General features: G+C 70.4%; 20 protein-coding genes. 15 read left to right on the top strand and 5 right to left on the bottom strand.

The features are described from left to right. Positions 1-12: 12 nt before the first annotated feature. Positions 13-582, bottom strand: coding sequence for a YceI family protein (locus tag AB5J50_RS12975; RefSeq protein WP_369257694.1), 570 nt, complete (start codon positions 580-582; stop codon positions 13-15). 100 nt (positions 583-682) lie between these two features. Between AB5J50_RS12975 and AB5J50_RS12970 the strand changes: the two genes are divergently transcribed. Beyond that, entirely contained in the window at positions 683-1,537 is an 855-nt protein-coding gene (locus tag AB5J50_RS12970) for a helix-turn-helix domain-containing protein (protein ID WP_369257692.1), read from the top strand. Between the two features lie 8 nt (positions 1,538-1,545). Here AB5J50_RS12970 and AB5J50_RS12965 read toward each other — a convergent pair whose 3' ends face one another. Then, positions 1,546-2,457, bottom strand: coding sequence for a carbohydrate kinase (locus AB5J50_RS12965; RefSeq protein WP_369257690.1), 912 nt, complete (start codon positions 2,455-2,457; stop codon positions 1,546-1,548). Then, positions 2,454-3,512 carry a LacI family DNA-binding transcriptional regulator gene (locus tag AB5J50_RS12960; protein ID WP_369257688.1) on the bottom strand — a complete coding sequence of 353 codons (1,059 nt, stop codon included), beginning with the start codon at positions 3,510-3,512 and terminating at the stop codon, positions 2,454-2,456. The genes AB5J50_RS12965 and AB5J50_RS12960 overlap by 4 nt, the downstream gene beginning before the upstream one ends. 177 nt (positions 3,513-3,689) lie before the next feature. On the opposite strand from AB5J50_RS12960, the gene AB5J50_RS12955 reads away from it, so the two are divergent. Beyond that, complete coding sequence (locus AB5J50_RS12955) at positions 3,690-4,112, top strand: Rieske (2Fe-2S) protein (RefSeq protein ID WP_327427870.1); 423 nt, start codon at positions 3,690-3,692, stop codon at positions 4,110-4,112. Between the two features lie 63 nt (positions 4,113-4,175). On the opposite strand, the gene AB5J50_RS12950 is transcribed toward AB5J50_RS12955, so the two are convergent. Then, the gene (locus tag AB5J50_RS12950) at positions 4,176-5,123 is read right to left on the bottom strand and encodes a hypothetical protein (RefSeq protein ID WP_369257686.1); all 948 of its coding nucleotides are present in this window, start codon (positions 5,121-5,123) and stop codon (positions 4,176-4,178) included. Between the two features lie 236 nt (positions 5,124-5,359). Between AB5J50_RS12950 and AB5J50_RS12945 the strand changes: the two genes are divergently transcribed. Continuing rightward, positions 5,360-5,962: a papain-like cysteine protease family protein gene (locus tag AB5J50_RS12945; protein ID WP_369257684.1), complete on the top strand. Its 603-nt coding sequence runs from the start codon at positions 5,360-5,362 to the stop codon at positions 5,960-5,962. A 5-nt stretch (positions 5,963-5,967) separates the two neighbouring features. Then, positions 5,968-6,813: a hypothetical protein gene (locus AB5J50_RS12940; RefSeq protein ID WP_369257682.1), complete on the top strand. Its 846-nt coding sequence runs from the start codon at positions 5,968-5,970 to the stop codon at positions 6,811-6,813. A gap of 165 nt (positions 6,814-6,978) precedes the next feature. On the opposite strand, the gene AB5J50_RS12935 is transcribed toward AB5J50_RS12940, so the two are convergent. After that, positions 6,979-7,335 (bottom strand): response regulator, encoded by a 357-nt coding sequence (locus AB5J50_RS12935; protein WP_369257680.1) that lies wholly within the window; start codon positions 7,333-7,335, stop codon positions 6,979-6,981. A gap of 172 nt (positions 7,336-7,507) precedes the next feature. Here AB5J50_RS12935 and AB5J50_RS12930 point away from each other — a divergent pair, with 172 nt between their 5' ends. The 11 genes from AB5J50_RS12930 to tpiA all read left to right on the top strand — a co-directional run bounded on the left by AB5J50_RS12930 (position 7,508) and on the right by tpiA (position 24,334). Next, on the top strand, positions 7,508-8,875 hold the full coding sequence (locus AB5J50_RS12930; RefSeq protein WP_369257678.1) for a sugar ABC transporter substrate-binding protein: 1,368 nt from the start codon (positions 7,508-7,510) through the stop codon (positions 8,873-8,875). Continuing rightward, the gene (locus AB5J50_RS12925; protein WP_369257676.1) at positions 8,872-11,586 is read left to right on the top strand and encodes a PAS domain S-box protein; all 2,715 of its coding nucleotides are present in this window, start codon (positions 8,872-8,874) and stop codon (positions 11,584-11,586) included. Before AB5J50_RS12930 ends, AB5J50_RS12925 begins: the two co-directional genes overlap by 4 nt. 429 nt (positions 11,587-12,015) lie before the next feature. Continuing rightward, the gene (locus AB5J50_RS12920) at positions 12,016-12,687 is read left to right on the top strand and encodes a response regulator (protein WP_369257674.1); all 672 of its coding nucleotides are present in this window, start codon (positions 12,016-12,018) and stop codon (positions 12,685-12,687) included. An 87-nt stretch (positions 12,688-12,774) separates the two neighbouring features. Continuing rightward, a complete protein-coding gene (gene uvrC, locus AB5J50_RS12915; protein ID WP_369257672.1) occupies positions 12,775-14,820 on the top strand; it encodes an excinuclease ABC subunit UvrC in 2,046 nt (681 codons plus the stop codon). Further along, positions 14,817-15,839 carry an RNase adapter RapZ gene (gene rapZ, locus AB5J50_RS12910; protein WP_369257670.1) on the top strand — a complete coding sequence of 341 codons (1,023 nt, stop codon included), beginning with the start codon at positions 14,817-14,819 and terminating at the stop codon, positions 15,837-15,839. The genes uvrC and rapZ overlap by 4 nt, the downstream gene beginning before the upstream one ends. Continuing rightward, entirely contained in the window at positions 15,836-16,906 is a 1,071-nt protein-coding gene (yvcK, locus tag AB5J50_RS12905; protein WP_327427861.1) for a uridine diphosphate-N-acetylglucosamine-binding protein YvcK, read from the top strand. Before rapZ ends, yvcK begins: the two co-directional genes overlap by 4 nt. Beyond that, the gene (whiA, locus tag AB5J50_RS12900; RefSeq protein ID WP_010987695.1) at positions 16,897-17,886 is read left to right on the top strand and encodes a DNA-binding protein WhiA; all 990 of its coding nucleotides are present in this window, start codon (positions 16,897-16,899) and stop codon (positions 17,884-17,886) included. Before yvcK ends, whiA begins: the two co-directional genes overlap by 10 nt. A 164-nt stretch (positions 17,887-18,050) precedes the next feature. After that, positions 18,051-21,008 (top strand): M14 family zinc carboxypeptidase, encoded by a 2,958-nt coding sequence (locus AB5J50_RS12895; RefSeq protein WP_369257667.1) that lies wholly within the window; start codon positions 18,051-18,053, stop codon positions 21,006-21,008. Between the two features lie 192 nt (positions 21,009-21,200). Further along, on the top strand, positions 21,201-22,211 hold the full coding sequence (gene gap, locus AB5J50_RS12890) for a type I glyceraldehyde-3-phosphate dehydrogenase (protein ID WP_327427859.1): 1,011 nt from the start codon (positions 21,201-21,203) through the stop codon (positions 22,209-22,211). Positions 22,212-22,339: 128 nt separating this feature from the next. After that, a complete protein-coding gene (pgk, locus tag AB5J50_RS12885) occupies positions 22,340-23,551 on the top strand; it encodes a phosphoglycerate kinase (protein ID WP_327427858.1) in 1,212 nt (403 codons plus the stop codon). Between the two features lie 6 nt (positions 23,552-23,557). After that, complete coding sequence (gene tpiA, locus AB5J50_RS12880; RefSeq protein ID WP_327427857.1) at positions 23,558-24,334, top strand: triose-phosphate isomerase; 777 nt, start codon at positions 23,558-23,560, stop codon at positions 24,332-24,334. The last annotated feature ends 63 nt before the right edge of the window (positions 24,335-24,397 follow it).

Below are 24,397 nucleotides of genomic sequence, written 5' to 3'. Positions count from 1 at the left end.
TGCGTTGCACAGTCAGCCGCGCTGTCCCTGCGGCTCGACGAACTGCATGTCCAACTGCACCTTGACAACATCACCCAGGAACCCGGTCCCGAAGTCCAGACCGAAGTCGCTGCGCCGTATCTCGCCCGTCGCCTCGAACCCCGCGTGCCGGCGACCGTCGACGGGGGAGTCCACCACCCCGCCGAACTCGACGGCGAAAGGCACCGTCCGCGTCACGCCTCCGATGGTCAAGTCCCCTTCCATCGACCACTCCTCACCGTCACCGGACACCCGCGTCGAGCGGAAGGTCATCGTCGGACGTTTCTCGACGTCGAGCAGTTCGGGCGAGCGAGTGTGCGCGTCGCGGTCCGGGTTCCCGGTGTCAAGAGAGGCAAGAGCGATCTCGGCGCTCACCTTGACATCGGCTGCCGTCTCACCGACGTACAGCCCGGCCTTCACCTCGCCGAAGCGCCCCCGCACCTTGGCGATCCCGAGGTGGCGGATGGTGAAGTTGACGGCCGAGTGCAGGGGGTCGAGCTCCCAGTCGCCAGCGGCGAGCGGCAGGGAAGAGGCATACGCGGTCGGGGAGTTGTCGTCAGTCATGGCTCCACCCTGCGCGGCCGGGCAGCCAGCAGGGAGACCGGCTGAATGGTGGTAGTGACAGGGCCACGATCCGGTGCCGTACGCGCTGTACGTTCGACAGGTGAGCGACAACGAGCTGGGCACCTTCCTGCGCGCACGCCGCGAAGCGATCACACCCGCCGAGGTGGGGCTGCCGACGGGTTCCCGCCGTCGCACTCCGGGGCTGCGCCGCGCCGAGCTGGCCACACTCGCGGGGATCAGCGTCGAGTACCTTATCCGGCTCGAACAGGGCCGCGACCGCAACCCGTCACCCCAGGTCCTGGGCGTGCTCGCCGACGCGTTGCAGCTGCCCGTGACGGAGCGGATCCTGCTGCGCCGGCTCGTCAAGGAGGCCGGTCACGACGCCGTGTTCTGCACATCGGTGGTGGAGCCCACCCGCACCGTGCGCCCCAGCGTGCGGGCCATGCTGGACCGGCTGGAACCCACACCCGCCGTGCTCCTCAACTGGATCGGCGACATCCTCGCGTACACCAGCGGCTATCGGCGGTTCGCCGGACCTCTCGGGGTGCTCGACGGCAAGCAGCCGAACATCCTGCGGTATGTGTTCACCGACGAGCGGGCGCGCGCCGCCTACTCCAACTGGGATCAGGTGGCCGACGTACAGGTCGCCCACCTCAGGCAGGAGGCGTCACTCCAGGATCCCCATGTCGCTGCCGTGGCCGACGAGTTGACCGTCACCGCGGGCGCCCCCTTCGCCGACCGGCTCGCCGCCGTTCCGGCCATGCCCCGGCGGGCCGGTACCGACCTGGTCGCTCACCCGGAGGCCGGCCCACTGCGCCTGTCGTACGAGACGCTCGCCCTGCCGGACGACGGCCACCGCATGGTCGTACACCTGCCCGCCGATGAAGCCACAGCGGCCGCGCTGGACCGCCTCAACGGGCGGCAGCCCGGGGCGCTGCGGTCGGTCGGCAGCTGACTGTGCTGTTACAGGTTGCCGAGTTCAGCGGCGTACGGCGGTTCGGCTCCCGCGCGGGAGCAGGTGATCGCCGCCGCGCGGGCCGCGAAGCGCAGCAGTTCGGTCCAGCCGTCGGCGCCGAGGGCTGCCACCGCAGCCGACGACAGGGCGTCCCGCGCGCCCAGGCCGTGCAGCAATGCCGCGTTCACGGTGTCGCCGGCGCCGATGGTGTCCACGACGTCGACTGGTTCGCCGGGCACGGAGTGCACCGCGCCGTCGCGGGTGAACACCGTCAGACCGTCGCCGCCCTGCGTGATCACCACGGCCGCGGGACCGGACGCCAGCCACTCGCGTGGGGTGCCGCCGAGCCACAGGGCGTCCTCCTCCGAGAGCTTGAGGAGCGACACCGACGGCAGCCAGCTCTTGAACCGGGCCCGGTAGGCATCCGCGTCGGGGATCAGCCCGGCTCGGATGTTCGGGTCGAGCGCGGTGAACACCCCCCGTGCGGCGGCGGTCCGCATCAGCTCCTCGTACGCGCTCGCGCCCGGCTCAAGGACGAGCGAGCAGGTGCCGAAGGACACCGCCTTGGTGGCGTCGGGGAGTTGGTCCGGTGCGGAGAAGAGACGGTCCGCGGTGCCCTCGACGTAGAAGGAGTACGCGGCTGAGCCATCCGTGCCGATCGAGGCGACCGCGAGGGTCGTCGGCTCCGTTCCGCGCTGCACGGACGACACGTCGACGCCCGCCTCGCCCAGCCCGCCCAGGAGTGCCTCACCGAACGCGTCGTACGAGACCCGGGAGCAGAAGGCAGTGGGGGAGCCGAGGCGGCCCAGTGCCACCGCCGTGTTGTAGGGGCCGCCGCCCAGGCGCGGCAGCAGGCCCACGAGGGCGCCCGTGCCCTGCGGTACCAGATCGATCAGGGCCTCACCGGCGACGATGATCACGACTCGGGTCCTTTCCTGTGGCGCTCGGGACTCTTGGAGCTCTCGGGGCAGCCGCACGAGGTGCGGTGGACGAAGGCGGAGGGCAGCCGGACGGTACGGCCCGGACGGCCGGGCGACGCCAGCCGTTCCAGGAGCAGCCGGACGGCCTGGGCCCCGATCTCCTTGCTGGGCTGGGAGATCGCGGTCAGCCGGGGGGTGAACAGGTCCGCCCAGGAGAAGTCGTCGAAGCAGCACAGCGCCAGGTCGTCCGGCACCGACAGGCCCCGTCGGCGCAGGGCCCGCAACGTGCCGATGGTCATGGCGTTGTTGGCGGTGACGAGTGCGGTGGGCTGGGCCGCGAGGGACAGCAGGGCGTGGGTGGCCTCCTCGGCGGCCTCCGCCTGGGAGTTGCCGTGCGCCACGAGCCGTTCGTCGTACGGGAGTCCGGCGTGCGCGAGGCCGTGGCGGTAGCCGGTGATCCGTTCGGAGGTGGTGCTGAGCCCCGGCAGGCCGGCGACCAGTCCGATGCGTTGGTGGCCCAGTTCGGCGAGGTGGGTGACCAGCCGTGTCGTGGGCTCGGCGTTCTCGGTGCAGACTTGGTCGAAGGGGAAGGGGCTCTCGGCGGGGGAGCCGACGAGTCTGTCCAGGAACACGGTGGGTACGTCGTGCTGCCCGAGATAGCGCAGGAGCGCCTCCGGATCCGCCGAGGGGGCGATGATCACGCCGTCGACGCGTCGCTCGTACAGCAGTTGGACGATCTTCCGCTCGTGCTGCGGGTCGTCGTGCGGATCGGCGATCAGCAGGCTGTAGCCGTGCTTCAGGGCGCCGGCCTCGACGCCCTGAAGGATCTCCGTGAAGTACGGGTTGCTGATCGCCGATACCGCGAGCCCGATGGACCGTGTGCGTGCGGTGACCAGTGAACGGGCCAGGGTGTTCGGCGTGTATCCGAGCTCGTCGATGGCATCGAGGACGGCCTGGCGGGTCTGGGGCAGTACAGGGCGCGTGTCATTGAGCACATGCGAGACGGTCGCGATGGACACACCCGCGCGCTGAGCCACATCGACCATCGTCGCCATGACGCTCCCTCCCCTGGAACCCGGTCGTCCGCACGGGAAGCTATCCCATCCGGCGGTAGACGTAAACGCTTACGTAAGCGTTTACGTCCACCTCGTGATGTCGACCCACCCCGCCCGGGGCGGAATGATTCAGACCGGTATCGTCGATCTCCACCGCCCCCGACCAGTGGAGATGCCATGCCCGGCCGTCCGTCCGCGACCCGCCGTACCGTCCTGCGGGGAGCGGCGCTCACCCCGGTCGCCGGGCTCGGCCTCAGCGCGTGCTCCGGTGGTGGCGAGGGTGCTCCCACGAAGCTCACCGGACCGGTCGAGCTCGGCGCGGAGAGCGAGATCGCCAAGGGGAGCGCCAAGCTCTACCGCGATGAGAACGTCGTGGTCAGCCGCGCGGAGAACGGTTCACTCAAGGCGTTCAGCTCGATCTGCACGCACGCGGGGTGTGCCATCAACAAGCTGGAGGGCGCGACGCTCACGTGTCCCTGCCACGGCAGTGAGTTCGACGCGATGACGGGCAAGGTGCTGCACGTGCCGGCCACCACGCCGTTGGAGGAACTGTCCGTGGAGGCGAAGGGCGGGAAGATCATCGCGGGCCCGGGCGCCTGAGGCGCTCTCGCAGCGGACGCCTGACCAGGCCGGTCACCGACGCCGTGCCCTTGACCTGGGTGGTCACTCCCAGTCCCACCCGATCCCCACGATCCCCGACCGCACGCGCGGCTCGACCAGATGCACCGAGCGGTGGCGACCGCTCAGCGTCAGTTCCTGGCGACCGCTGCGCGGAGCCGCCGCCGAGTGCTGGGTGAACCGGTGGCAGTGCACAGGCAACGCGTCCTCGGCGAACTGCACTTGGAGGGCGTACTGCCCGCCCGCGAAGCTGAAGCCGCGGACGTACTCGCTGGACGCACCGGCCGTGCCGTCGTCGAAGCCGTAGCGGAACAGGAACGTATCGCCTGCGCGCAGACGTGTGTCGAAGAGCAGTTCGGCCACGAACACCCCGGTGTCCTGGTGCCAGCGCACCCGCCCCGTACGGCAGTTCTCCAGGGCGCGTACCGCCATCCGTTCCGGAGCGCACCCCGGGTCTCCGTGGTGGATGGCCACATAGCGGTCCACGCCGTCCCTGTGGGCGCGCACTATGTGGTGCGACTCGCGGCCCAGCAGCTCGCGATGTGCCCCGATCCGCACGCGTTCGTGGTGGCCGAGGGTGTGCAGCCCGCCGTCGAGAGGTGACTCCAGCTCGGCCAGAAGCCGCTCCAGGACGCCGGATGCCTCCACGAGGGAGCGGTACGAACGGCCCGCGGGGCGCTGCGGATCGGAGCGCTCGTCGGCCTTGGCGAGCAGCCGGATCAGCGACTCGTCCGGCAGCTGGAGGATCTCCTCCAGGGCGCGTACGGCGCGCAGCGACTCGGGGCGCTGTGGGCGCCGGGCGCCCTGCTGCCAGTAACTCAGGCTCGTCACCCCGACCTTGACCCCGTACCGCGACAGATGGTGCTGTACGCGCTGCAGCGGCAGCCCGCGCGCGGCGATCGCGGCGCGCAGCGCGACATGGAAGGGGCCGCCCCGCAGAGCCGTCTCCAGTTCCGCAGTGGCGACGTCCGCGTGCTGTGTGCCGTGCCGCATGCAGGGGGCCTTTCTGTGAATGTTCACAACGGCTGGTCAGGCCGTTCGTGCGGGTCGTCGGGGCCGCCAGGTCGGCGCGCGGGGGCTGTTCACACGCAGGTTTCGCCGTTCACGCCCCGAGTTCCCCCGCATTGAAGCGTGTTGACCAAGCCCCGACAACACCTGATGCTCAACATGCTTCACCGCAGCGTCCGGACGCGCTCCTCCACTCCTCGAACCCCACTCGGGAGGAACGCATGCGCCACAGAAGGCTCCTCGCTCTCGCCGCCGTGCTGGCCGCCCTCGGCGCCGCCCCGGCGACGGCCGCCGCTTCCCAGGCACCCGCGGCCAGTACGTCCACGCCCCACGCGACGACCCTCGCGTACAAGCGCCTGAACATCACCATGCAGGTCCAGCAGAAGAGCAACTGGTGCTGGGCGGCGAGCGGGAACACCGTCGCCACCTGGTTCGGTCGGAGCTACTCGCAGAACCAGTTCTGCAACGCCGCCTTCGGGCGCGCCCAGGGCGCCGAATGCCCCAACTGGCAGGCCTCTCTGGGCGATGTGCAGGACGGCCTGGACTGGGCGGGCATCAACCCCGGTTCGTACGTCTCCGGATGGCTGCGCCACTCGACCGTGGTGACGGAGATCGACGCGAACCGGCCCGTCGAGACCCGGATCCAGTGGTCGAGCGGCGGCGGCCACATGCACGTCCTCTACGGGTACGACGACACGAACAGCTGGGTCTACTGGGGTGACCCCTGGCCTTCCAACGACCGCTACAACTGGGCCTCCCACGCTTGGTACGTGGACAACGACTCCTTCTCCTGGACCCACTCGCTGTACCGGATCGGGGCGTGAGCGCGATGACCCGACGTACCCGCATCACGAGCGCAGTCGTCGCGGGCTGCGCCGCCACCCTGCTGCTCGGCCTGGCCGCCCCCTCGGCCAGGCCCGAAGCCGGACTCTCACCGGTCGCCCAGGCCTCACCGGTCTCCCAGGCCTCACCAGTCCCTCCGGCCTCGGTGGCCGCCGCGCACCGCGCCGCCACCGAGTCCGCGACCCTGGACACCCTCGTCCGGTTCTTCGCGGCCCCCGGCAGTTCGGTGACCGAATCAACCATCCACGCGCGCGTGGACGACGACACCGTCCCGGTGTACTACCTGTCTCCTGACTTCGTGGCCGGCAGGACCGGCGCACCGGTCGCCCGGCTCGCGTTCCTGGCGACCCGGGCCGTCTCCTCCGACGGCCGGAAGGCATCCCTGTGGACCGCGCGACAGGGCGGCGGCTGGCAGGTGGTGAACATCGCCTCCGGAGACGACGAGACGCGGTACGCGGCCCTGGGCGCCCGGCTGCTGCCGGGCGGCACGGTCTTCAGGGAGCCGCAGATCGACGCCTGGTACGTCGAGCGCCACGCGCGCGTGCTGCCCCTCGACACGGACGCCCGGCACGCGATCGGCGCCCACGGCGCGACGCTGGGCGCCTATCGCGCGCGCGTACACAACGCGTACGCGGACAAGCTCCCCGGCTCCGTGTACGCGCGGTCGGGCGAGGCGGGCGGATACGGCTCCGAGCCCCCGGGGGCCGGCCGCCCGCACGATCCGGAGAACCCCGGCCCCGCCGTCGTCGTCGCCTCGGCGGCAGCCGGCGTCGGAGCACTCGTGGCCCTCACGCTGAGCGCCTCCCGCGTCCTGCGCCGACGCCGCCGCTGACTTCGCATCCCCCCGGCGCCGGGCGGAGCCACGCCCCCGCTCCGCCCGGCAGCCACCAGGAGCCGCACAAGCCAGAGCCAGCGCTCAATCCCGAGCCACCGCCGGCCCCCTACACCCGGCCGCTCACTCCCTACCCCTCACTCCCTACCCCTCACGCCTCACCCCTCACCCCTCACCCCTCAGCAACTCCCATATCGCCCCCGCCGAAAGCGCGGACTTGTGCAGGAAGCCGCGGGCCGAGCTGGCCGCGACGAGTTCCTGGAAGTCCTCCAGGGAGTGCGTCGAGATCAGGATCACGGCGGGCACGCTGCCCGCGAGTCGCGCCGCCACGTCGAAGCCGTTCTCGCCGTCGAGGTCGATGTCGACGAGGGCGACGTCCGGAGTCACGTCAAGAGCCCGCGCGAGAGCCCCCGCGCCCGTCGAGGCGACACCGACGACCTGTACCCCACCACGCTCCAGCAGGGCGCGCGCGGCCTCCAGGAACCGGGCGCTGTCGTCGACGAGGAGACAGCGCATGGACATGCTGACAGCTTCCCAACAGGTTGACCTTCGCGCCTTCCCGCTAGCCGGAAAGTGCTGAAGTCCTTTGCCAGGAAGGCAGGTTCGCGCTCACGCAAAGCAGCGGCGTGTCACCGGCGGTAGCATGTCGATGCCCTGGGGTGGCCGTGTCCCGTCGGTTGGATGGGGGTACACGATGACGTTGCTCCGAAGGAAACCGCTGCACGGCCGGGCGTTCCTCGCCGGAGTGCTCTGCGCGGCCCTCCTCGCCGCCGGATGCGGCGGGGGAGGTGACGACGGAAAGCGTTCCAGGACGCGCGCGGACACCACGTGCGACGGAAGACTCAAGGGCACCACCGACATCACCGTGTGGTTCCACGCGGGCCCGAGCGGGGAGCTCAGCACGCTGCGCGCGCAGGTCAAGGACTTCAATGCCGCGCAGAAGGCGGTCCGGGTCGAGCTGATCACCCTGCCCGAAGAGCGCCCGTACACGGATCTGGTCGAATCCGCGGCGGCCAGCGGCGACCTGCCCGACCTGCTCGACTTCGACGGCCCGAACCTCTACAACTACGCCTGGTCGGGCAAGCTCAAGCCGATCGACTCCTGTGTGCCCGACAGCGTGAAGAACGACCTGTTGCCCTCGATCCGCGAACAGGGCACCTATGAGGGCCGGTTGTGGGGCGTAGGCACTTTCGACTCCGGACTCGGCCTCTACGTACGTCCCTCGGTCCTGAAGAAGGCCGGTATCCGTGTGCCGAGCGGCCGAGGCGACGCCTGGACGGCCACCGAGCTGACCGGCATCCTCCACAAGCTCCGGAAGCAGGGCTACGAGCGCCCGCTGGACCTGCGGCTCAACTACTCCGTTCCGGGCCAGGAGTGGAACACCTACGGCTTCGCGCCCGCCGTCTGGTCGGCCGGCGGCGATCTCATCGACCCCAGGACCCATCGCACGGCCGACGGCTTCCTCAACAGCCCCGAGGCGGTCAGGGCGCTCACGACGATGCAGAGCTGGGCCAAGGAGGGGCTGATCGACCCGGACAAGGACGACAAGGCCTTCGTGGCGGGCCGTAGCCCCCTCTCCTGGGTGGGGCACTGGATGTACCCCGACTACACCAAGGCGTTCCCCGGCGATGTGAAGATCGTCCCGCTGCCCGACTTCGGCAAGGGCACGGTGACGGGGATGGGGTCCTGGCAGTGGGGCGTCACCACGGGCGCCACCGATGGCGACGCGGTCTGGCGGTTCCTCACCTATCTGCTCAAGCCCGACCAGATCCACCGTATGACCGTGGCGAACGGGGCGATCCCGGCGACGAACAGCGCCGTGAGGATCTCGCCGTCCTTCGCCGAGGGCGGCCCCGAGCATCTGTTCATCGAGCAGCTGAGGACGGTCGCGCGGCCCCGCTCGCAGACTCCCGCCTATCCCGCCGTGACCGTGGCCTTCTCCAAGGCCTTCGCGAAGATCGTCGTGGACCTTGCCCCGGTCAAGCCCGCGCTGGACCAGGCGGTCCGTGAGATCGACAAGGATCTGGCCGACCACCAGGGTTACCCGTCTGGCGGGCCATGAGACCCGGCGGCCGGCGCCCGGCCGGGGCCCGTCCGCCGCTGCTCGCGCGGCTGCGGGTGGGCACCAAACTCATGCTGCTCGTCCTGCTGCCGGTCACCGGACTGCTCGCCTTCACGGTCTTCTCGGCCCTGGCCCAGTGGCAGGAGGCGCGCACACTGGAGGACTTCAGGGCCTCGACCAAGGTGTCCTTCGCGACGGCCGGGCTCTACGAGGCCGTCGCCCGCGAGCGCCTCGCGGAGGTCCTCGCCGAGGCGGCCCCGGACCGTACGGACACGGCGGCCGAGCGGGACGCGGCCAGGGGCGCCACCAACCGCGCTCTGACCGCCGCCGAGGGCGCCGCGGCCGGGCACGAAGGACAGCCCGACGTCCTCGGCATCCTCGACTCCCTGCGCAACCAACTCCACGCGGCCCGGCTGGAGTCGGACAGCGGGTCGCTCGCCACGGCGCGGATCGAGCAGCGGTACGCGACAGTCGCGAGGTATCTGCTCGACACCGTCCGCCGCCTCGACTCCAGCCGCCCCACGCGGGCCTCGGGCCGCTCCGGCGATGCCTATCTGGCGATCCTGGGCGCCGTCGAGGCCGCCGAGCGGGAACGCGTCGAGCTCGCCGTCCTGCTCGCGGCGCCGCGGCAGGAGGGCGAAGGCGGCCCCGCCAACCGCTGGCCCGCCCTGGAGAGCGCCCAGCTGGACACCTTCCGTCAGACCGCCTCCGGGCCGCTCCGCGCCCGCCTCTCCCGCGCCCTGTTGCTGCCCGCGGGCCGCACCGTGCGCGCGACCCGTGACACCCTCATGGCCTCCGAGGGCGCCACCGAGCGACTCCCTTCCCTGGAGGGCTGGCTCACGGCCTCCGGCGACCGGCTCACCGCCCTGCGCGGCATCGTCCACGCCGCGGCCGTCGAACTCGCCGCCGACGCCGACCACGACCTGAAGAGCGCCCAGGACCGGGGCGAACGCGCACTCACCCTCTCCGTAGGGGTCCTTTCCGCGGTCACCCTCCTCGCCCTGCCCCTGAGCCGCTCCATCACGCGCCCGCTCACCGTGGTGTCCCAGGGCGCCAAATCGCTCGCCGCCGGCGACCTGTCGTACGACGTCCACTACAGGGGACGCGACGAGATCGGCGTCGTCGCCGACACCTTCCGCGAACTCCATGTCACCAGCGAGCGGCTCGCCGCCGAGATCCGCACCATGAACACGGCATTCGACGACAACCGGCTCGGCCACCGCGCGGACGTCGCCGCGTTCGACGGGACCTGGGCGCAGCTGCTGGGCGGCATGAACGACACCATGGCGTCCTTCGCCGCCGCGCACGGCAGACGCCGCAAGGCCGAGCGGGAGCTGGCGAGCATCTTCACCCTCTCCCTCGACCTGCTGTGCATCTGCGGGATCGACGGCTACTTCAAGCGCGTGAACCCGGCCTTCGAGCGAACCCTGGGGTACGCCGCCGACGAGCTTCTCGCCAAACCCTGGCTGGAGTTCGTCCACCCGGAGGACCGGGCACGCACGCGTGCCGCCTTCCACCGCCTGGCCGACGGCGTCGAGCTCGCCGAGTTCGAGAACCGCTACCTGCGCGGCGACGGCACCGAGCGCTGGCTCCAGTGGAGCGCCCGCCCCGTGACCGGAGAGGGCCTCGTCTACGCCGCCGCGCGCGACGTCACCGAGAGCCGCCGCGCCGACCGCGAGCAGGCCGCGCTGCGCCGCGTCGCCACCCTCGTGGCCCACGGTGATCCGCCGCACGAGGTGTTCGCGGCGGTCGCGCGCGAGGTGGGCCTGGTGCTGAGCACGGCGGCAGCGGCCGTTCTGCGGTACGAGGCCGACGGCGCCGTCACGGTCCTCGGCTCGGCCCACGCGGCCGCGGTCGCGGGCGAGGAGGCGGCCGCCGCGGTGGCCGAGACCCGCCGGGCGGCCCGCGCCGGACGCTCGGTCGGCGCCCCGATCGTCGTCGACGACCGTCTGTGGGGCGCCGTCGTCGCGGCCCCGACGGGCCCGGAACCGCTGCCCCCGGGCACCGAGTCCCGGCTCGCCGACTTCACCGAGCTCGTCGCCACCGCCATCGCCAACGCCGACAGCAGGGCCCAGCTCAGGGCCTCACGCGCGCGCGTGGTGGCCGCCGCGGACGCCTCCCGGCGCCGTATCGAGCGCGATCTGCACGACGGCGTCCAGCAGCGCCTCGTCTCGCTCCAACTGGAGTTGCGGATGGCCGAGTCCATGATGGACGACCAGTCGGCCGAATTCGTCGAGCAGTTGGCGCACATCAGCAAAGGCCTGGACGACACCTTCGAGGACCTGCTGGACATCTCCCGCGGCATCCACCCCGCGATCCTCTCCAGGGGAGGCCTGGGCCCCGCCCTGCGAGCCCTGGCCCGCCGCTCCGCCGTCCCCGTGGAGCTGGATCTCCGGCTGCCCTCCGTCCGCCTTCCGGAACAGACCGAGGTCGCGGTCTACTACGTGACCTCCGAAAGCCTCACCAACGCCGCCAAACACGCCCGCGCCACCGTTGTACAGGTGGCTGCACGGACGTATGACGACGTCCTTGAGGTGTCCATCGGCGACGACGGGACCGGGGGCGCCGAACCGGGCGGCGGCTCGGGGCTCATCGGGCTCATCGACCGCGTAGAGGCGATCGGCGGCAAGCTCGCGATCAGCAGCCCGCCGGGGAGCGGTACGACCCTGACCATACGGCTGCCGCTGCGGGAACAGCCGACCGACGTGTGACCGCCCGGGGCGTGCACGGAGGGGGTCCCATACGGGGGGGCCTTGGACTCGCCGACGTGTGTACGCGCCGCGCGGTCGGTTTCGATCGGTTCCGGACGGAAGAGACAGCCGTCCGGCTCTGGGCCCCGTTTCCGGGGAGACCCGCCCTGTCGGCCGTCCTCGGCGCCGGGTGCGGGCGGTGCGCCGCGCCGCGCGAGCCGTGGACGTCGGGCACGCGCGATGTCGGGATCCCGCGGGTCGAGGGCATGGCGGAGGGGCGCCGCCTCGTCCTCGTACCGGCGGACACGGACCGACCACCGTCGTCTCTCGATCCATGTCGTCACGGCCAGCCCCCCGCCTGTGTCATCGGGTCCGACAGGCTGTTGGGGGCGCGCGCAGGAACGCACCACCGCACCGCAGCGCACGGGTCGGGCAAGGGGGGCCGGGACCATGGACGCCGATCAGCAGCCCGTGCGGGGACGGGTCGTCCTCGCCGACGACGACGTCCTGCTCAGGGAGGGCCTGGCGAGCCTCTGCGAGCGGGTCGGCTACGAGGTGGTCGGGCAGGCCGGTGACGCCGTGCGGCTTCTGGAGCTGGTCGTCGACGAGCATCCGGACCTGGCGATCGTCGACATAAGGATGCCGCCGAACCACTCGACCGAGGGCCTGAAGGCGGCCCGCACGATCCGCGAGCGCCACCCGGACACCGGCATCCTGGTCCTGTCGGCGTTCGTCGAGGTCGAGGACGCCCTGGAGCTGCTGGCGGGCGGGCGCCAGGTCGGCTACCTCCTCAAGAGCCGGGTCACGGTCGTGGACGAGTTCATCGAATCGCTCGACCGGATCCGCAAGGGCGGCTCGGTCGTCGACCCCTCTCTGGTGCAGGAGCTGTTCTCGGCCCGGCGGCGCGACGATCCGCTGTCCTTCCTCAGCGCCCGCGAGCGCGAGGTCCTCGCGCTGATGGCCGAGGGCCGCTCCAACGCCGGCATCGGCCGCCGGCTGTGGGTCACCGAGGGCACCATCGAGAAGCACGTCCGCAGCATCCTCGGCAAACTCCACCTCCAGGAGGACACCGACGATCACCGCCGGGTGCTGGCCGTGCTGACGTTCCTGGAGTCCCGATAGGGCCTCCCCGGGAGGCCGCCCCGCATGCCGTCCGGCGTTGTCCACAGGGTCGCCGCGCTGTCAGCCCTCGCCAGTAGGGTGTGTGACATGGCCGACCCCTCCAGCTACCGCCCCAAGCCGGGACAGATCCCGGACTCTCCCGGGGTGTACAAATTCCGCGACGAGCACCGCCGGGTGATCTACGTCGGAAAGGCGAAGAGCCTGCGCCAGCGCCTGGCGAGCTACTTCCAGGACCTGGCGAACCTCCACCCGCGCACCCGCACCATGGTCACGACGGCCGCGTCGGTGGAGTGGACGGTCGTGTCCACGGAGGTCGAGGCACTTCAGCTGGAGTACTCCTGGATCAAGGAGTTCGACCCCCGGTTCAACGTCAAGTACCGCGACGACAAGAGCTACCCGTACCTCGCGGTGACCATGAACGAGGAGTTCCCGCGCGTGCAGGTCATGCGCGGCCAGAAGCGCAAGGGCGTGCGCTACTTCGGTCCGTACGGGCACGCGTGGGCGATCCGCGACACCGTCGACCTGCTGCTGCGCGTCTTCCCCGTCCGCACCTGCTCCGCCGGCGTCTTCAAGAACGCGGCCCGCACGGGTCGCCCCTGCCTCCTCGGCTACATCGGCAAGTGCTCCGCCCCCTGCGTCGAGCGCGTCTCCGCCGAGGAACACCGCGAACTGGCCGAGGAGTTCTGCGACTTCATGGCCGGCCGTACGGGGACGTACCTCCGCCGCCTCGAGAAGCAGATGACCGACGCGGCCGAGGAGATGGAGTACGAGCGGGCGGCCCGCCTGCGCGACGACATCGAGGCCCTGAAGAAGGCCATGGAGAAGAACGCGGTCGTGCTCGCCGACGCGACCGACGCCGACCTGATGGCCGTCGCCGAGGACGAACTGGAAGCCGCCGTGCAGATCTTCCACGTACGCGGCGGCCGGGTGCGCGGCCAGCGCGGCTGGGTCACGGACAAGGTGGAGGCCGTCACCACCGGTGACCTGGTCGAGCACGCGCTCCAGCAGCTCTACGGGGAGGAGACGGGCGACTCCGTCCCCAAGGAAGTGCTCGTCCCCGCGCTGCCCGACCCGGTGGAGCCCGTCCAGGAGTGGCTCACCGAGCGGCGCGGGTCGAACGTGTCGCTCCGCATCCCGCAGCGCGGCGACAAGAAGGCGCTCATGGAGACCGTGCGGCGCAACGCGCTCCAGTCGCTCGCGCTGCACAAGACCAAGCGTGCCTCCGACCTGACCACCCGCTCGCGCGCCCTGGAGGAGATCGCCGAGGCCCTCGACCTGGACAGCGCGCCCCTGCGGATCGAGTGCTACGACATCTCGCACCTCCAGGGCGACGACGTCGTGGCCTCGATGGTCGTCTTCGAGGACGGGCTCCAGCGCAAGAGCGAGTACCGGCGCTTCCAGATCAAGGGTTTCGAGGGCCAGGACGACGTCCGGTCCATGCACGAGGTGATCACCCGCCGCTTCAGGCGCTATCTCGCGGAGAAGGAGAAGACGGGGGAGTGGGCCGACGGCGAGGCCGGGCTCACGGAGGAAGACGGCCGTCCCAAGCGCTTCGCCTACCCCCCGCAGCTCGTCGTCGTCGACGGCGGTCAGCCGCAGGTCGCGGCCGCCAAGAAGGCCCTCGACGAGCTCGGCATCGACGACATCGCCGTGTGCGGCCTCGCCAAGCGCCTGGAGGAGGTGTGGCTGCCGGAGGACGACGACCCGGTGGTCCTGCCGCGCACCAGCGAGGGGCTGTATCTGCTCCAGCGGGTCCGTGACGAGGCCCACCGCTTCGCGATCACCTACCAGCGCACCAAGCGGGCCAAGCGCTTCAGGGCGAGCCCGCTCGACGATGTGCCGGGCCTGGGCGAGACACGCAAACAGGCGCTGATCAAGCACTTCGGTTCGGTGAAAAAGCTGCGATCCGCGACAATCGACCAGATCTGTGAGGTTACGGGCATAGGCCGCAAGACGGCCGAGGCGATCTCCGTGGCCCTCGCCCAGGCGGCCCCGGCCGCACCCGCCGTGAACACGGCGACAGGAGAGATCATGGGAGATGAAGAAGACGGGGCGCCCGAAACGACGGCGGGCTCCCCGGAGGAACCCGTGACCGCGGGAGCCTCGGACGAGCGACGGGGGCAGGAGAGATGACCGAGAACGACGCGCGCGAAGAGGAACGTCCGGCGCAGGGCCAGGGCGCTCACGAAGCACACAACGAGACAGGCGAAGATCACCTGGAACAGGAAGCGCCCCAGGAAGACGGAGCACAGGTGGGTACGGGTATCGAATCGGCAGGGGTCCCCGAGACGGCCATCCCCGAGCTGGTGATCATCTCCGGCATGTCCGGAGCGGGCCGGTCGACGGCCGCCAAGTGTCTGGAGGACCTCGGCTGGTTCGTCGTCGACAACCTGCCGCCCGCCCTGATCCCCACCATGGTGGAGCTCGGCGCCCGCTCTCAGGGCAACGTGGCCAGGATCGCGGTCGTCGTCGACGTACGCGGCCGTCGCTTCTTCGACAACCTCCGCGAGTCCCTCGCCGACCTGGAGTCGAAGCACGTCACCCGGCGGATCGTCTTCCTGGAGTCCTCCGACGAGGCCCTGGTGCGCCGCTTCGAGTCCGTGCGCCGCCCGCACCCCCTCCAGGGCGACGGCCGCATCGTCGACGGCATCGACGCCGAGCGCGAGCTGCTGCGCGAGCTGCGCGGCGACGCCGACCTGGTCATCGACACCTCCAGCCTGAACGTGCACGAGCTGCGCGCCAAGATGGACGCCCAGTTCGCCGGCGAGGAGGAGCCCGAGCTGCGGGCCACCGTCATGTCCTTCGGCTTCAAGTACGGCCTGCCGGTCGACGCCGACCTGGTCGTGGACATGCGCTTCCTGCCCAACCCGCACTGGGTTCCGGAGCTGCGCCCCTTCACCGGTCTGAATGAGGAGGTGTCGGCCTACGTCTTCAACCAGCCCGGCGCCAAGGAGTTCATCGACCGCTACGCCGAACTGCTCCAGCTCATCGCGGCCGGGTACCGGCGTGAGGGCAAGCGCTATGTGACCATCGCGGTCGGCTGCACCGGCGGCAAGCACCGCTCGGTCGCCACCTCAGAGAAGCTGGCCGCCCGCCTCGTCTCCCAGGGCGTGGAGACCGTGGTCGTTCACCGGGACATGGGACGCGAATGACGGGACGTGCCGCTCTGCGGCTCAGCAGGCTGCGCCGGGTGACCCCCGAGGGCAAGGGAGGCAAGCCCGCCGAGGCGCGCGGTGCCAAGCCGCGCCGCCGCGGCGCCCAGCCCAAGGTCGTCGCCCTCGGCGGCGGCATGGGCCTGTCCGCCTCGCTCGCCGCGCTGCGCCGGATCACCGGTGACCTCACCGCCGTCGTCACCGTGGCCGACGACGGCGGCTCCAGCGGGCGCCTGCGCGACGAGCTGGGCGTGCTCCCGCCCGGCGACCTGCGCAAGGCCCTGGCCGCGCTGTGCGGCGACGACGACTGGGGCCAGACCTGGGCCCGGGTCATCCAGCACCGCTTCCAGTCCAAGGGCGACCTGCACGAGCACGCGGTCGGCAATCTGCTGATCGTCGCCCTGTGGGAGCAGCTCGGCGACCACGTCCAGGCCCTGGACCTGGTCGGCAAGCTGCTGGGCGCGCACGGCCGTGTGCTGCCCATGTCAGCTGTACCCCTGGAGCTCCAGGCCCTGGTCAAGGGGCACGACCCGGAGCGGCCCGAGGACGTCGACACGGTACGAGGACAGGCGACCGTGGCGCTCACACCCGGCGAGGTGCAGTCCGTGCACGTCGTGCCGCACGACCCGCCCGCCGTCCCCGAGGCCGTGGCGGCGGTCCTCGACGCGGACTGGGTGGTCCTCGGCCCCGGCTCCTGGTTCTCCTCGGTGATCCCGCATCTGCTGGTGCCCGAGCTCCTCGATGCCCTCACCCAGACGAAGGCGCGCCGGGTACTCTCCCTGAACCTCGCCCCGCAGCCCGGAGAAACCGATGGCTTCTCCCCGCAGCGTCATTTGGAGGTTTTGGGACGACACGCCCCTAAACTCGCCCTGGACGTGGTGCTGGCCGACGAGGCCGCCGTGCCCGACCGCGACTCACTCTCCGACGCCGCCAAGCGGTTCGGCGCCGCGGTCGAGCTGGCGCCGGTGGCCCGGACCGACGGAACTCCGCGGCACGACCCGGAGCTGTTGGCCGCTGCGTACGACCGTATTTTTCGGATGCATGGAAGGATCGGCCCATGGCGATGACGGCAGCGGTGAAGGATGAGATCTCCCGGCTCCCCGTCACCCGGACCTGCTGCAGAAAGGCGGAGGTCTCCGCCATTCTGCGGTTCGCCGGCGGCCTTCACCTGGTGAGCGGCCGGATCGTGATCGAGGCGGAGCTGGACACCGCGATGGCGGCGCGCCGGCTGAAGCGGGACATCCTGGAGATCTTCGGCCACAGCTCCGAACTGATCGTGATGGCGCCCGGCGGACTGCGCCGCGGCTCCCGCTATGTCGTACGCGTCGTCGCGGGCGGCGACCAGCTGGCCCGCCAGACCGGGCTCGTCGACGGCCGCGGCCGCCCGATCCGCGGGCTGCCCCCGCAGGTGGTCTCGGGGGCCACCTGCGACGCCGAGGCGGCCTGGCGCGGGGCCTTCCTGGCGCACGGCTCGCTCACCGAGCCGGGCCGCTCCTCCTCCCTGGAAGTGACCTGCCCGGGCCCGGAGGCCGCGCTCGCGCTGGTCGGTGCCGCCCGCCGGCTGTCGATCGCCGCGAAGGCCCGCGAGGTGCGTGGCGTGGACCGGGTGGTCGTCCGCGACGGTGACGCGATCGGCGCGCTGCTCACCCGCCTCGGGGCGCACGAATCCGTGCTGGCCTGGGAGGAGCGCCGGATGCGCCGCGAGGTCCGCGCCACGGCGAACCGGCTCGCCAACTTCGACGACGCCAACCTGCGCCGCTCGGCCCGCGCCGCCGTCGCCGCCGGGGCCCGCGTCCAGCGCGCCCTGGAGATCCTCGCCGACGAGGTGCCGGAGCACCTCGCGGCCGCAGGGCGGCTGCGCATGGAGCACAAGCAGGCCTCCCTGGAGGAGCTGGGCGCGCTCGCCGACCCGCCGCTGACCAAGGATGCCGTCGCCGGCCGTATCCGCCGGCTGCTCGCGATGGCCGACAAGCGGGCCCAGGACCTGGGCATCCCCGGGACGGAGTCGAACCTCACCGAGGAGATGGCGGACAACCTCGCGGGCTGACCAGCCCCGATTGATCGCCAGAAGCTCAACACGCCGGTGCCGATGCCCACTTGGGGCATCGGCACCGGCGTTTGCCTGTCTGTGAGGCGCCCTTGACTTGACCATGAAGTGTCATGAGCCTGGCATCTGTTCGCTGCTGTGGCGGACTCATGCAAGGGGGGCTCATGAGACGAAGAGCGAGAGCGATCCTCGCTACCGGCGCGCTCCTGCTGGGCGGTGCGGGCATGGCGCCCATCGCCCAGGCGCAGAACGGCAGTTCACCCAAACCCGACGCGAACGCCGTGAAGGTGTTCCACGCGGAGGTCACGAAGCAGCAGATACCCCTGCTGCTCGCGGCCGGGCAGGACGGCCACGAACTCGGCGACACGACCTGGAAGAACGGCAAGAGCACGGTCGAGGTCTACGTCACCGACCAGCAGGCCAAGAAGCTGGAGAAGCAGGGCGTCGAGCTCACCGAGCACACCCTGTCGGCCAAGGCCGAGGCGCGCGTGGAGGACGCGGCCCAGGGCGTGTTCCGCCCCTACAGCGGCAAGGGCAATCTCCAGGAGGAGATCGTCAAGACGGGCGAGGCCCACCCCGACCTCACCAAGGTCGTCTCCATAGGCAAGACCGTCAACGGCCAGGACATCCTGGCGCTCAAACTGACCAAGGGCGCCAAGAAGACCAAGGACGGCGCCAAACCGTCGGTCCTGTACCTGTCCAACCAGCACGCGCGCGAGTGGATCACGCCCGAGATGACACGGCGTCTGATGCACTACTACTTGGACAACTACTCGACGGACAAGCGCATCAAGAAGATCGTCGACTCCACCGAACTGTGGTTCGTCCTGTCCGCCAATCCCGACGGCTACGACTACACGTTCAAGGACGCGGACGCGCGCCAGTGGCGCAAGAACCTGCGGGACGTCAACGGCGACGGCGTCATCTCCACCGGCGACGGCGTCGACCTCAACCGCAACTTCGCCTACAAGTGGGGCTACGACGACGAGGGTTCGTCCCCCAACCCCACCAGTGAGACCTACCGCGGCACGAGCCCCAGCTCCGAGCCCGAGACCAAGGCCCTCGACGCCTTCGAGAAGCGCATCGGCTTCACGTACGGCATCAACTACCACTCCGCCGCCGAACTGCTTCTCTACGGAGTGGGCTGGCAGGTGGCGACGCCGACTCCGGACGACGTGCTCTACAAGTCGCTCGCCGGAACCCCCGAGAACTCGGCGATCCCGGGCTACCACCCGCAGGTCTCCTCGGAGCTCTACACCACCAACGGCGAGGCGGACGGCCACGCGGGCAACGTCAACGGCATCGCGATGTTCACCCCCGAGATGTCGACCTGCCAGACCGCCTCGAACCTCGACCCGGGCGACGCCTGGAACGCGGCCGACTGCGCCTCGGTCTTCACCTTCCCGGACGACGAGAAGCTGATTGAGCAGGAGTTCGAGAAGAACATCCCGTTCGCGCTCTCCGTCGCCGAGACCGCGGCCCACCCCGACACGCCGTCCTCCTCGGTCGGCATCGACGCCCCCGACTTCACCCCGGCCGCCTTCACGACGTCGTACTCCCGCGGCGCCGACCAGGAGGTCTCCGTCGTCGTCCGCAGGTCCGTACGCGACAAGGAGCTCAAGTACCGCGTCAACGGCGGTCGTACGGAGGACATGGCGCTCAAGGCCTGGAAGGGCGGCGAGACCTACGGCGGCAGGGACAACCTCTACTTCGACGAGTACCGCGCCAAGGTCCGGGACGGCGACCCGGGCGACAAGGTCGAGGTCTGGTACACCGGCAAGACGAAGACCGGGAAGCCCACCTCCAGTACGCACTTCACGTACACCGTGGCCGAACGGCCGAAGGCCGACACGCTGGTCGTCGCCGAGGAAGGCGCGACCGCCACACAGTCCCAGGCATACGTGGACGCCCTGAAGGCCAACGGCAAGAAGCCCCTCGTCTGGGACGTCGCGGCCCTGGGCGCGCCCGACGCGCTCGGCGTGCTCGGCCACTTCAAGACGGTCGTCCACTACACCGGCGCCGTACGACCGGGCGTCGCCACCCAGCTCCAGTTGCGCGCCTTCCTCAACGGGGGCGGCAAGCTGGTCGAGGCGGGCGAGCTGGCCGGCGGCAGCGTCGACCTCGGCGGCGGCACCTTCTCGAACGACTTCAGTCAGTACTACCTGGGCGCCTACTCCCGTACGTCCACTCCGGGGGCCACCGGCTTCACCGGCTCCGGGAAGCTCACCGGCTTCACGGGGGCACTCGGCGACGCGCCCGGCAATCCGCTGAACGCGGCGGGTACCTACAGCGTCACCTCGGACACGCTGCCCGCCGCGTCGTACCCGCAGTTCGCGTCGAGCGCCGGAGCGGGGCAGTTCGCCGGGACCGCCAACCCGTACGGGCCCTACGCGGGCTCGTACATGGCCGCCGCCGTCCACACCGACGACGCCTACAAGCGCCTCACCCGCACCATCGACCTCACCGGTGTCGGAGCGGCGGACAAGCCGACGCTCCGTTCCCAGCTCCTGTGGGACGTCGAGCCCGGCTACGACCACGTAGTGCTCGAAGTCCACACCACCGGGGCCGACGACTGGACGACACTGCCCGAGGCGGGCGGCGCCGGCAGCAACACGGTTCCCGCTGAGTGCGAGGCCGGATTCCTGATCAGGGAGCACCCGTCCCTCAAGCGGTACCTGACGTTCAGCACCGCCGGCTGCACCAACACCGGCACCAGCGGATCCTGGAACAGCATCACCGGTGCCTCCAGCGGCTGGCAGCAGGTCAACTACGACCTGAGCGCGTACGCCGGCAAGTCGATCGAGGTCTCGCTCAGCTACATCACCGACCCGAGCACCGGCGGCCACGGCGTTCTCGCCGACAACGCCTCGCTCGTTGTCGGCGGTGCGGCCACCGAGACGGAGGGCTTCGAGGCCTCTCTCGGCCCCTGGAGCGTCCCCGGACCGCCCGCGGGCAGCCCGGCCGTCCTCAAGGACTGGGCGCGCTACGGAGAGCTCTTCAAGACGTACGGAGGGATCACCACCGGCGACACCGTGCTGCTGGGCTACGGCCTGGAGCACGTCACCGCGGCGGCCGACCGCGCGGCCCTCATCGGGAAGGCGCTGACGGCGCTCAAGGGCTGACCCTGGGTGACGGTCTCGTCAACATCGAGGGTGTTCCGTACCCCTACTGGTGGGTACGGAACACCCTGCCGTGTATGGGGCATCTGGATGTCACTCCGGGAGCCTCAGGGAGGTAGGGTCGTAGGCGGTCGGGGACATCCCATACAAACTCGCCGGCATCTGAGTCGGCGTACCTAACGAGGAGATCGGTTCGTGACGATCCGCGTAGGCATCAACGGCTTTGGCCGCATCGGTCGTAACTACTTCCGCGCGCTGCTGGAGCAGGGTGCTGACATCGAGATCGTGGCTGTCAACGACCTGGGTGACACCGCGACCACCGCTCACCTGCTCAAGTACGACACCATCCTGGGCCGCCTCAAGGCCGAGGTGTCGCACACCGCCGACACGATCACCGTCGACGGCCACACCATCAAGGTGCTCTCCGAGCGCAACCCCGCCGACATCCCGTGGGGCGACCTGGGCGTCGACATCGTCATCGAGTCGACCGGCATCTTCACCAAGAAGGCCGACGCCGAGAAGCACATCGCCGGCGGCGCCAAGAAGGTCCTCATCTCGGCTCCGGCCAAGGACGAGGACATCACCATCGTGATGGGCGTCAACCAGGACAAGTACGACGCGGCCAACCACCACGTCATCTCCAACGCCTCCTGCACCACCAACTGTGTGGCGCCGATGGCCAAGGTTCTCGACGAGAACTTCGGCATCGTCAAGGGCCTGATGACGACGGTCCACGCGTACACGAACGACCAGCGCATCCTGGACTTCCCGCACTCGGACCTGCGCCGCGCCCGCGCCGCCGCCGAGAACATCATCCCGACCACGACGGGTGCCGCCAAGGCCACCGCCCTGGTCCTCCCGCAGCTCAAGGGCAAGCTGGACGGCATCGCCATGCGCGTCCCGGTCCCGACCGGTTCGGCCACCGACCTGGTTGTCGAGCTGCAGCGCGAGGTCACCAAGGACGAGGTCAACGCCGCGTTCAAGAAGGCCGCCGAGGACGGCGACCTCAAGGGCTACCTGTCGTACACCGAGGACCCGATCGTCTCCTCGGACATCGTCAGCGACCCGTCGTCCTGCACCTTCGACTCCTCCCTGACCATGGTCCAGGAGGGGAACTCGGTGAAGATCCTCGGCTGGTACGACAACGAGTGGGGCTACTCCAACCGCCTCGTCGACCTCACGGTCTTCGTCGGCGGCCAGCTCTAAATCCCAGAGCAGGCACCTCGATGTGAGCCAGGGCTCGGGCCGCGCAAAGCCGCGCTGCCCGAGCCCTGTGCTACGTACTGATCGATCAGCCCTCTCGGATTTGAAGAGCCTTCCCTAGGAGTCCCTTTATGAAGACGATCGACGAACTTCTCGCCGAAGGCGTGGACGGCAAGCGGGTCTTCGTCCGCGCCGACCTGAACGTGCCGCTGGCCGACGGCCTCATCACCGACGACGGCCGCATCCGCGCCGTGCTGCCCACGGTCAAGGCCCTCGCCGAGGCGGGCGCCAAGGTGATCGTCGCCTCGCACCTGGGCCGTCCCAAGGGTGCCCCGGACCCGGCCTTCTCCCTGCTGCAGCCCGCCGAGCGCCTCGGTGAACTCCTCGGCGCCCCCGTCGCGTTCGCCCAGGACACCGTCGGCCCCGCCGCGCACGACGCCGTGAACGGTCTGGAGCCCGGCCAGGTCGCGGTCATCGAGAACCTGCGCTTCAACGCGGGCGAGACGGCCAAGGACGACACCGAGCGTGGTGAGTTCGCCGACCGGCTCGCGGCCCTGGCCGATGTCTACGTAGGCGACGGTTTCGGCGCCGTGCACCGCAAGCACGCCTCCGTGTACGACCTCCCGGCGCGCCTTCCGCACTACGCGGGCTACCTCATCGCCACCGAGGTCGGTGTCCTGAAGAAGCTCACCGAGGACGTCAAGCGCCCCTACGTGGTCGCGCTCGGCGGCGCCAAGGTCTCCGACAAGCTCGCCGTCATCGACCAGCTGCTCGGCAAGGCCGACCGGCTGCTCATCGGCGGCGGCATGGCGTACACCTTCCTCAAGGCCCAGGGGCACGAGATCGGCATCTCCCTCCTCCAGGAGGACCAGATCCCGGCCGTCAAGGAGTACATCGAGCGGGCGGAGAAGAACGGCGTCGAGCTGGTCCTCCCCGTCGACGTGGTGGTCTCGACCGGGTTCCCGGACCTGACGGCCAAGGCGCCCACCAACCCCACGACCGTCGCCGCGGACGCCATGCCCGCCGACCAGATGGGCCTGGACATCGGTCCGGAGTCCCGCAAGCTGTACGCATCGAAGCTCGCCGACGCGGCCACCGTCTTCTGGAACGGCCCGATGGGCGTCTTCGAGCACCCCGACTACGCCGAGGGCACCAAGACGGTCGCCCAGGCCCTTCTCGACTCCCCGGCCTTCACGGTCGTCGGCGGTGGCGACTCCGCCGCGGCCGTCCGCATCCTGGGCTTCGACGAGACGGCATTCGGCCACATCTCGACCGGCGGCGGCGCCTCCCTCGAATACCTCGAGGGCAAGACGCTCCCCGGCCTCGCCGCACTGGAGGACTGACCCCGCATGACCACTCGCACGCCGCTGATGGCGGGCAACTGGAAGATGAACCTCAACCACCTCGAGGCCATCGCCCACGTCCAGAAGCTCGCCTTCGCCCTGGCCGACAAGGACTACGACGCCTGTGAGGTCGCCGTCCTGCCGCCCTTCACCGACCTGCGCTCCGTGCAGACCCTGGTCGACGGCGACAAGCTCAAGATCAAGTACGGCGCCCAGGACGTCTCGGCGCACGACTCCGGCGCGTACACCGGCGAGATCTCCGGTTCGATGCTGGCCAAGCTGAAGTGCACGTACGTGGCGATCGGGCACTCCGAGCGCCGCCAGTACCACGCCGAGACCGACGAGATCGTCAACGCCAAGGTCAAGGCCGCGTACAAGCACGGCCTGACCCCGATCCTGTGCGTCGGCGAGGAGCTGGAGGTCCGCGAGGCGGGCAACCACGTCTCGCACACGCTCGCGCAGGTCGAGGGCGGTCTCAAGGACCTCCCGGCCGAGCAGGCCGAGTCGATCGTGATCGCTTACGAGCCCGTCTGGGCCATCGGCACCGGCAAGGTCTGCGGCGCCGACGACGCACAGGAGGTCTGCGCGGCGATCCGCGGCAAGCTCGCCGAGCTGTACTCGCAGGAGCTGGCCGACCAGGTCCGCATCCAGTACGGCGGCTCCGTGAAGTCCGGGAACGTCGCCGAGATCATGGCGAAGCCCGACATCGACGGCGCCCTGGTCGGCGGCGCCTCGCTGGACGCCGACGAGTTCGTCAAGATCGTCCGGTTCCGCGACCAGTGAGCCGAGCAGTGAGTAGGCGGTAGCGGCGATCCGTCGTACCCTTGCGGGGGTCTGGTGCGCTTA

This window comes from Streptomyces sp. R35 (assembly GCF_041053035.1).
Lineage (GTDB): Bacteria > Actinomycetota > Actinomycetes > Streptomycetales > Streptomycetaceae > Streptomyces > Streptomyces lutosisoli.
Note: the sequence above shows the minus strand (reverse complement) of the source record. Positions and strands in the feature narration are given on the sequence as shown.

Excerpts from the sequence above, each read along its gene's own strand:
- AB5J50_RS12975 (WP_369257694.1), bottom strand. The coding sequence starts at position 582 with ATGACTGACGACAACTCCCCGACCGCGTATGCCTCTTCCCTGCCGCTC.
- AB5J50_RS12930 (WP_369257678.1), top strand. The coding sequence starts at position 7,508 with ATGACGTTGCTCCGAAGGAAACCGCTGCACGGCCGGGCGTTCCTCGCC.
- AB5J50_RS12940 (WP_369257682.1), top strand. The coding sequence starts at position 5,968 with ATGACCCGACGTACCCGCATCACGAGCGCAGTCGTCGCGGGCTGCGCC.
- AB5J50_RS12960 (WP_369257688.1), bottom strand. The coding sequence starts at position 3,512 with ATGGCGACGATGGTCGATGTGGCTCAGCGCGCGGGTGTGTCCATCGCG.
- yvcK (WP_327427861.1), top strand. The coding sequence starts at position 15,836 with ATGACGGGACGTGCCGCTCTGCGGCTCAGCAGGCTGCGCCGGGTGACC.
- pgk (WP_327427858.1), top strand. The coding sequence starts at position 22,340 with ATGAAGACGATCGACGAACTTCTCGCCGAAGGCGTGGACGGCAAGCGG.
- AB5J50_RS12920 (WP_369257674.1), top strand. The coding sequence starts at position 12,016 with ATGGACGCCGATCAGCAGCCCGTGCGGGGACGGGTCGTCCTCGCCGAC.
- tpiA (WP_327427857.1), top strand. The coding sequence starts at position 23,558 with ATGACCACTCGCACGCCGCTGATGGCGGGCAACTGGAAGATGAACCTC.
- AB5J50_RS12950 (WP_369257686.1), bottom strand. The coding sequence starts at position 5,123 with ATGCGGCACGGCACACAGCACGCGGACGTCGCCACTGCGGAACTGGAG.
- AB5J50_RS12955 (WP_327427870.1), top strand. The coding sequence starts at position 3,690 with ATGCCCGGCCGTCCGTCCGCGACCCGCCGTACCGTCCTGCGGGGAGCG.
- whiA (WP_010987695.1), top strand. The coding sequence starts at position 16,897 with ATGGCGATGACGGCAGCGGTGAAGGATGAGATCTCCCGGCTCCCCGTC.
- AB5J50_RS12935 (WP_369257680.1), bottom strand. The coding sequence starts at position 7,335 with ATGTCCATGCGCTGTCTCCTCGTCGACGACAGCGCCCGGTTCCTGGAG.
- AB5J50_RS12945 (WP_369257684.1), top strand. The coding sequence starts at position 5,360 with ATGCGCCACAGAAGGCTCCTCGCTCTCGCCGCCGTGCTGGCCGCCCTC.
- AB5J50_RS12925 (WP_369257676.1), top strand. The coding sequence starts at position 8,872 with ATGAGACCCGGCGGCCGGCGCCCGGCCGGGGCCCGTCCGCCGCTGCTC.
- AB5J50_RS12895 (WP_369257667.1), top strand. The coding sequence starts at position 18,051 with ATGAGACGAAGAGCGAGAGCGATCCTCGCTACCGGCGCGCTCCTGCTG.
- uvrC (WP_369257672.1), top strand. The coding sequence starts at position 12,775 with ATGGCCGACCCCTCCAGCTACCGCCCCAAGCCGGGACAGATCCCGGAC.
- rapZ (WP_369257670.1), top strand. The coding sequence starts at position 14,817 with ATGACCGAGAACGACGCGCGCGAAGAGGAACGTCCGGCGCAGGGCCAG.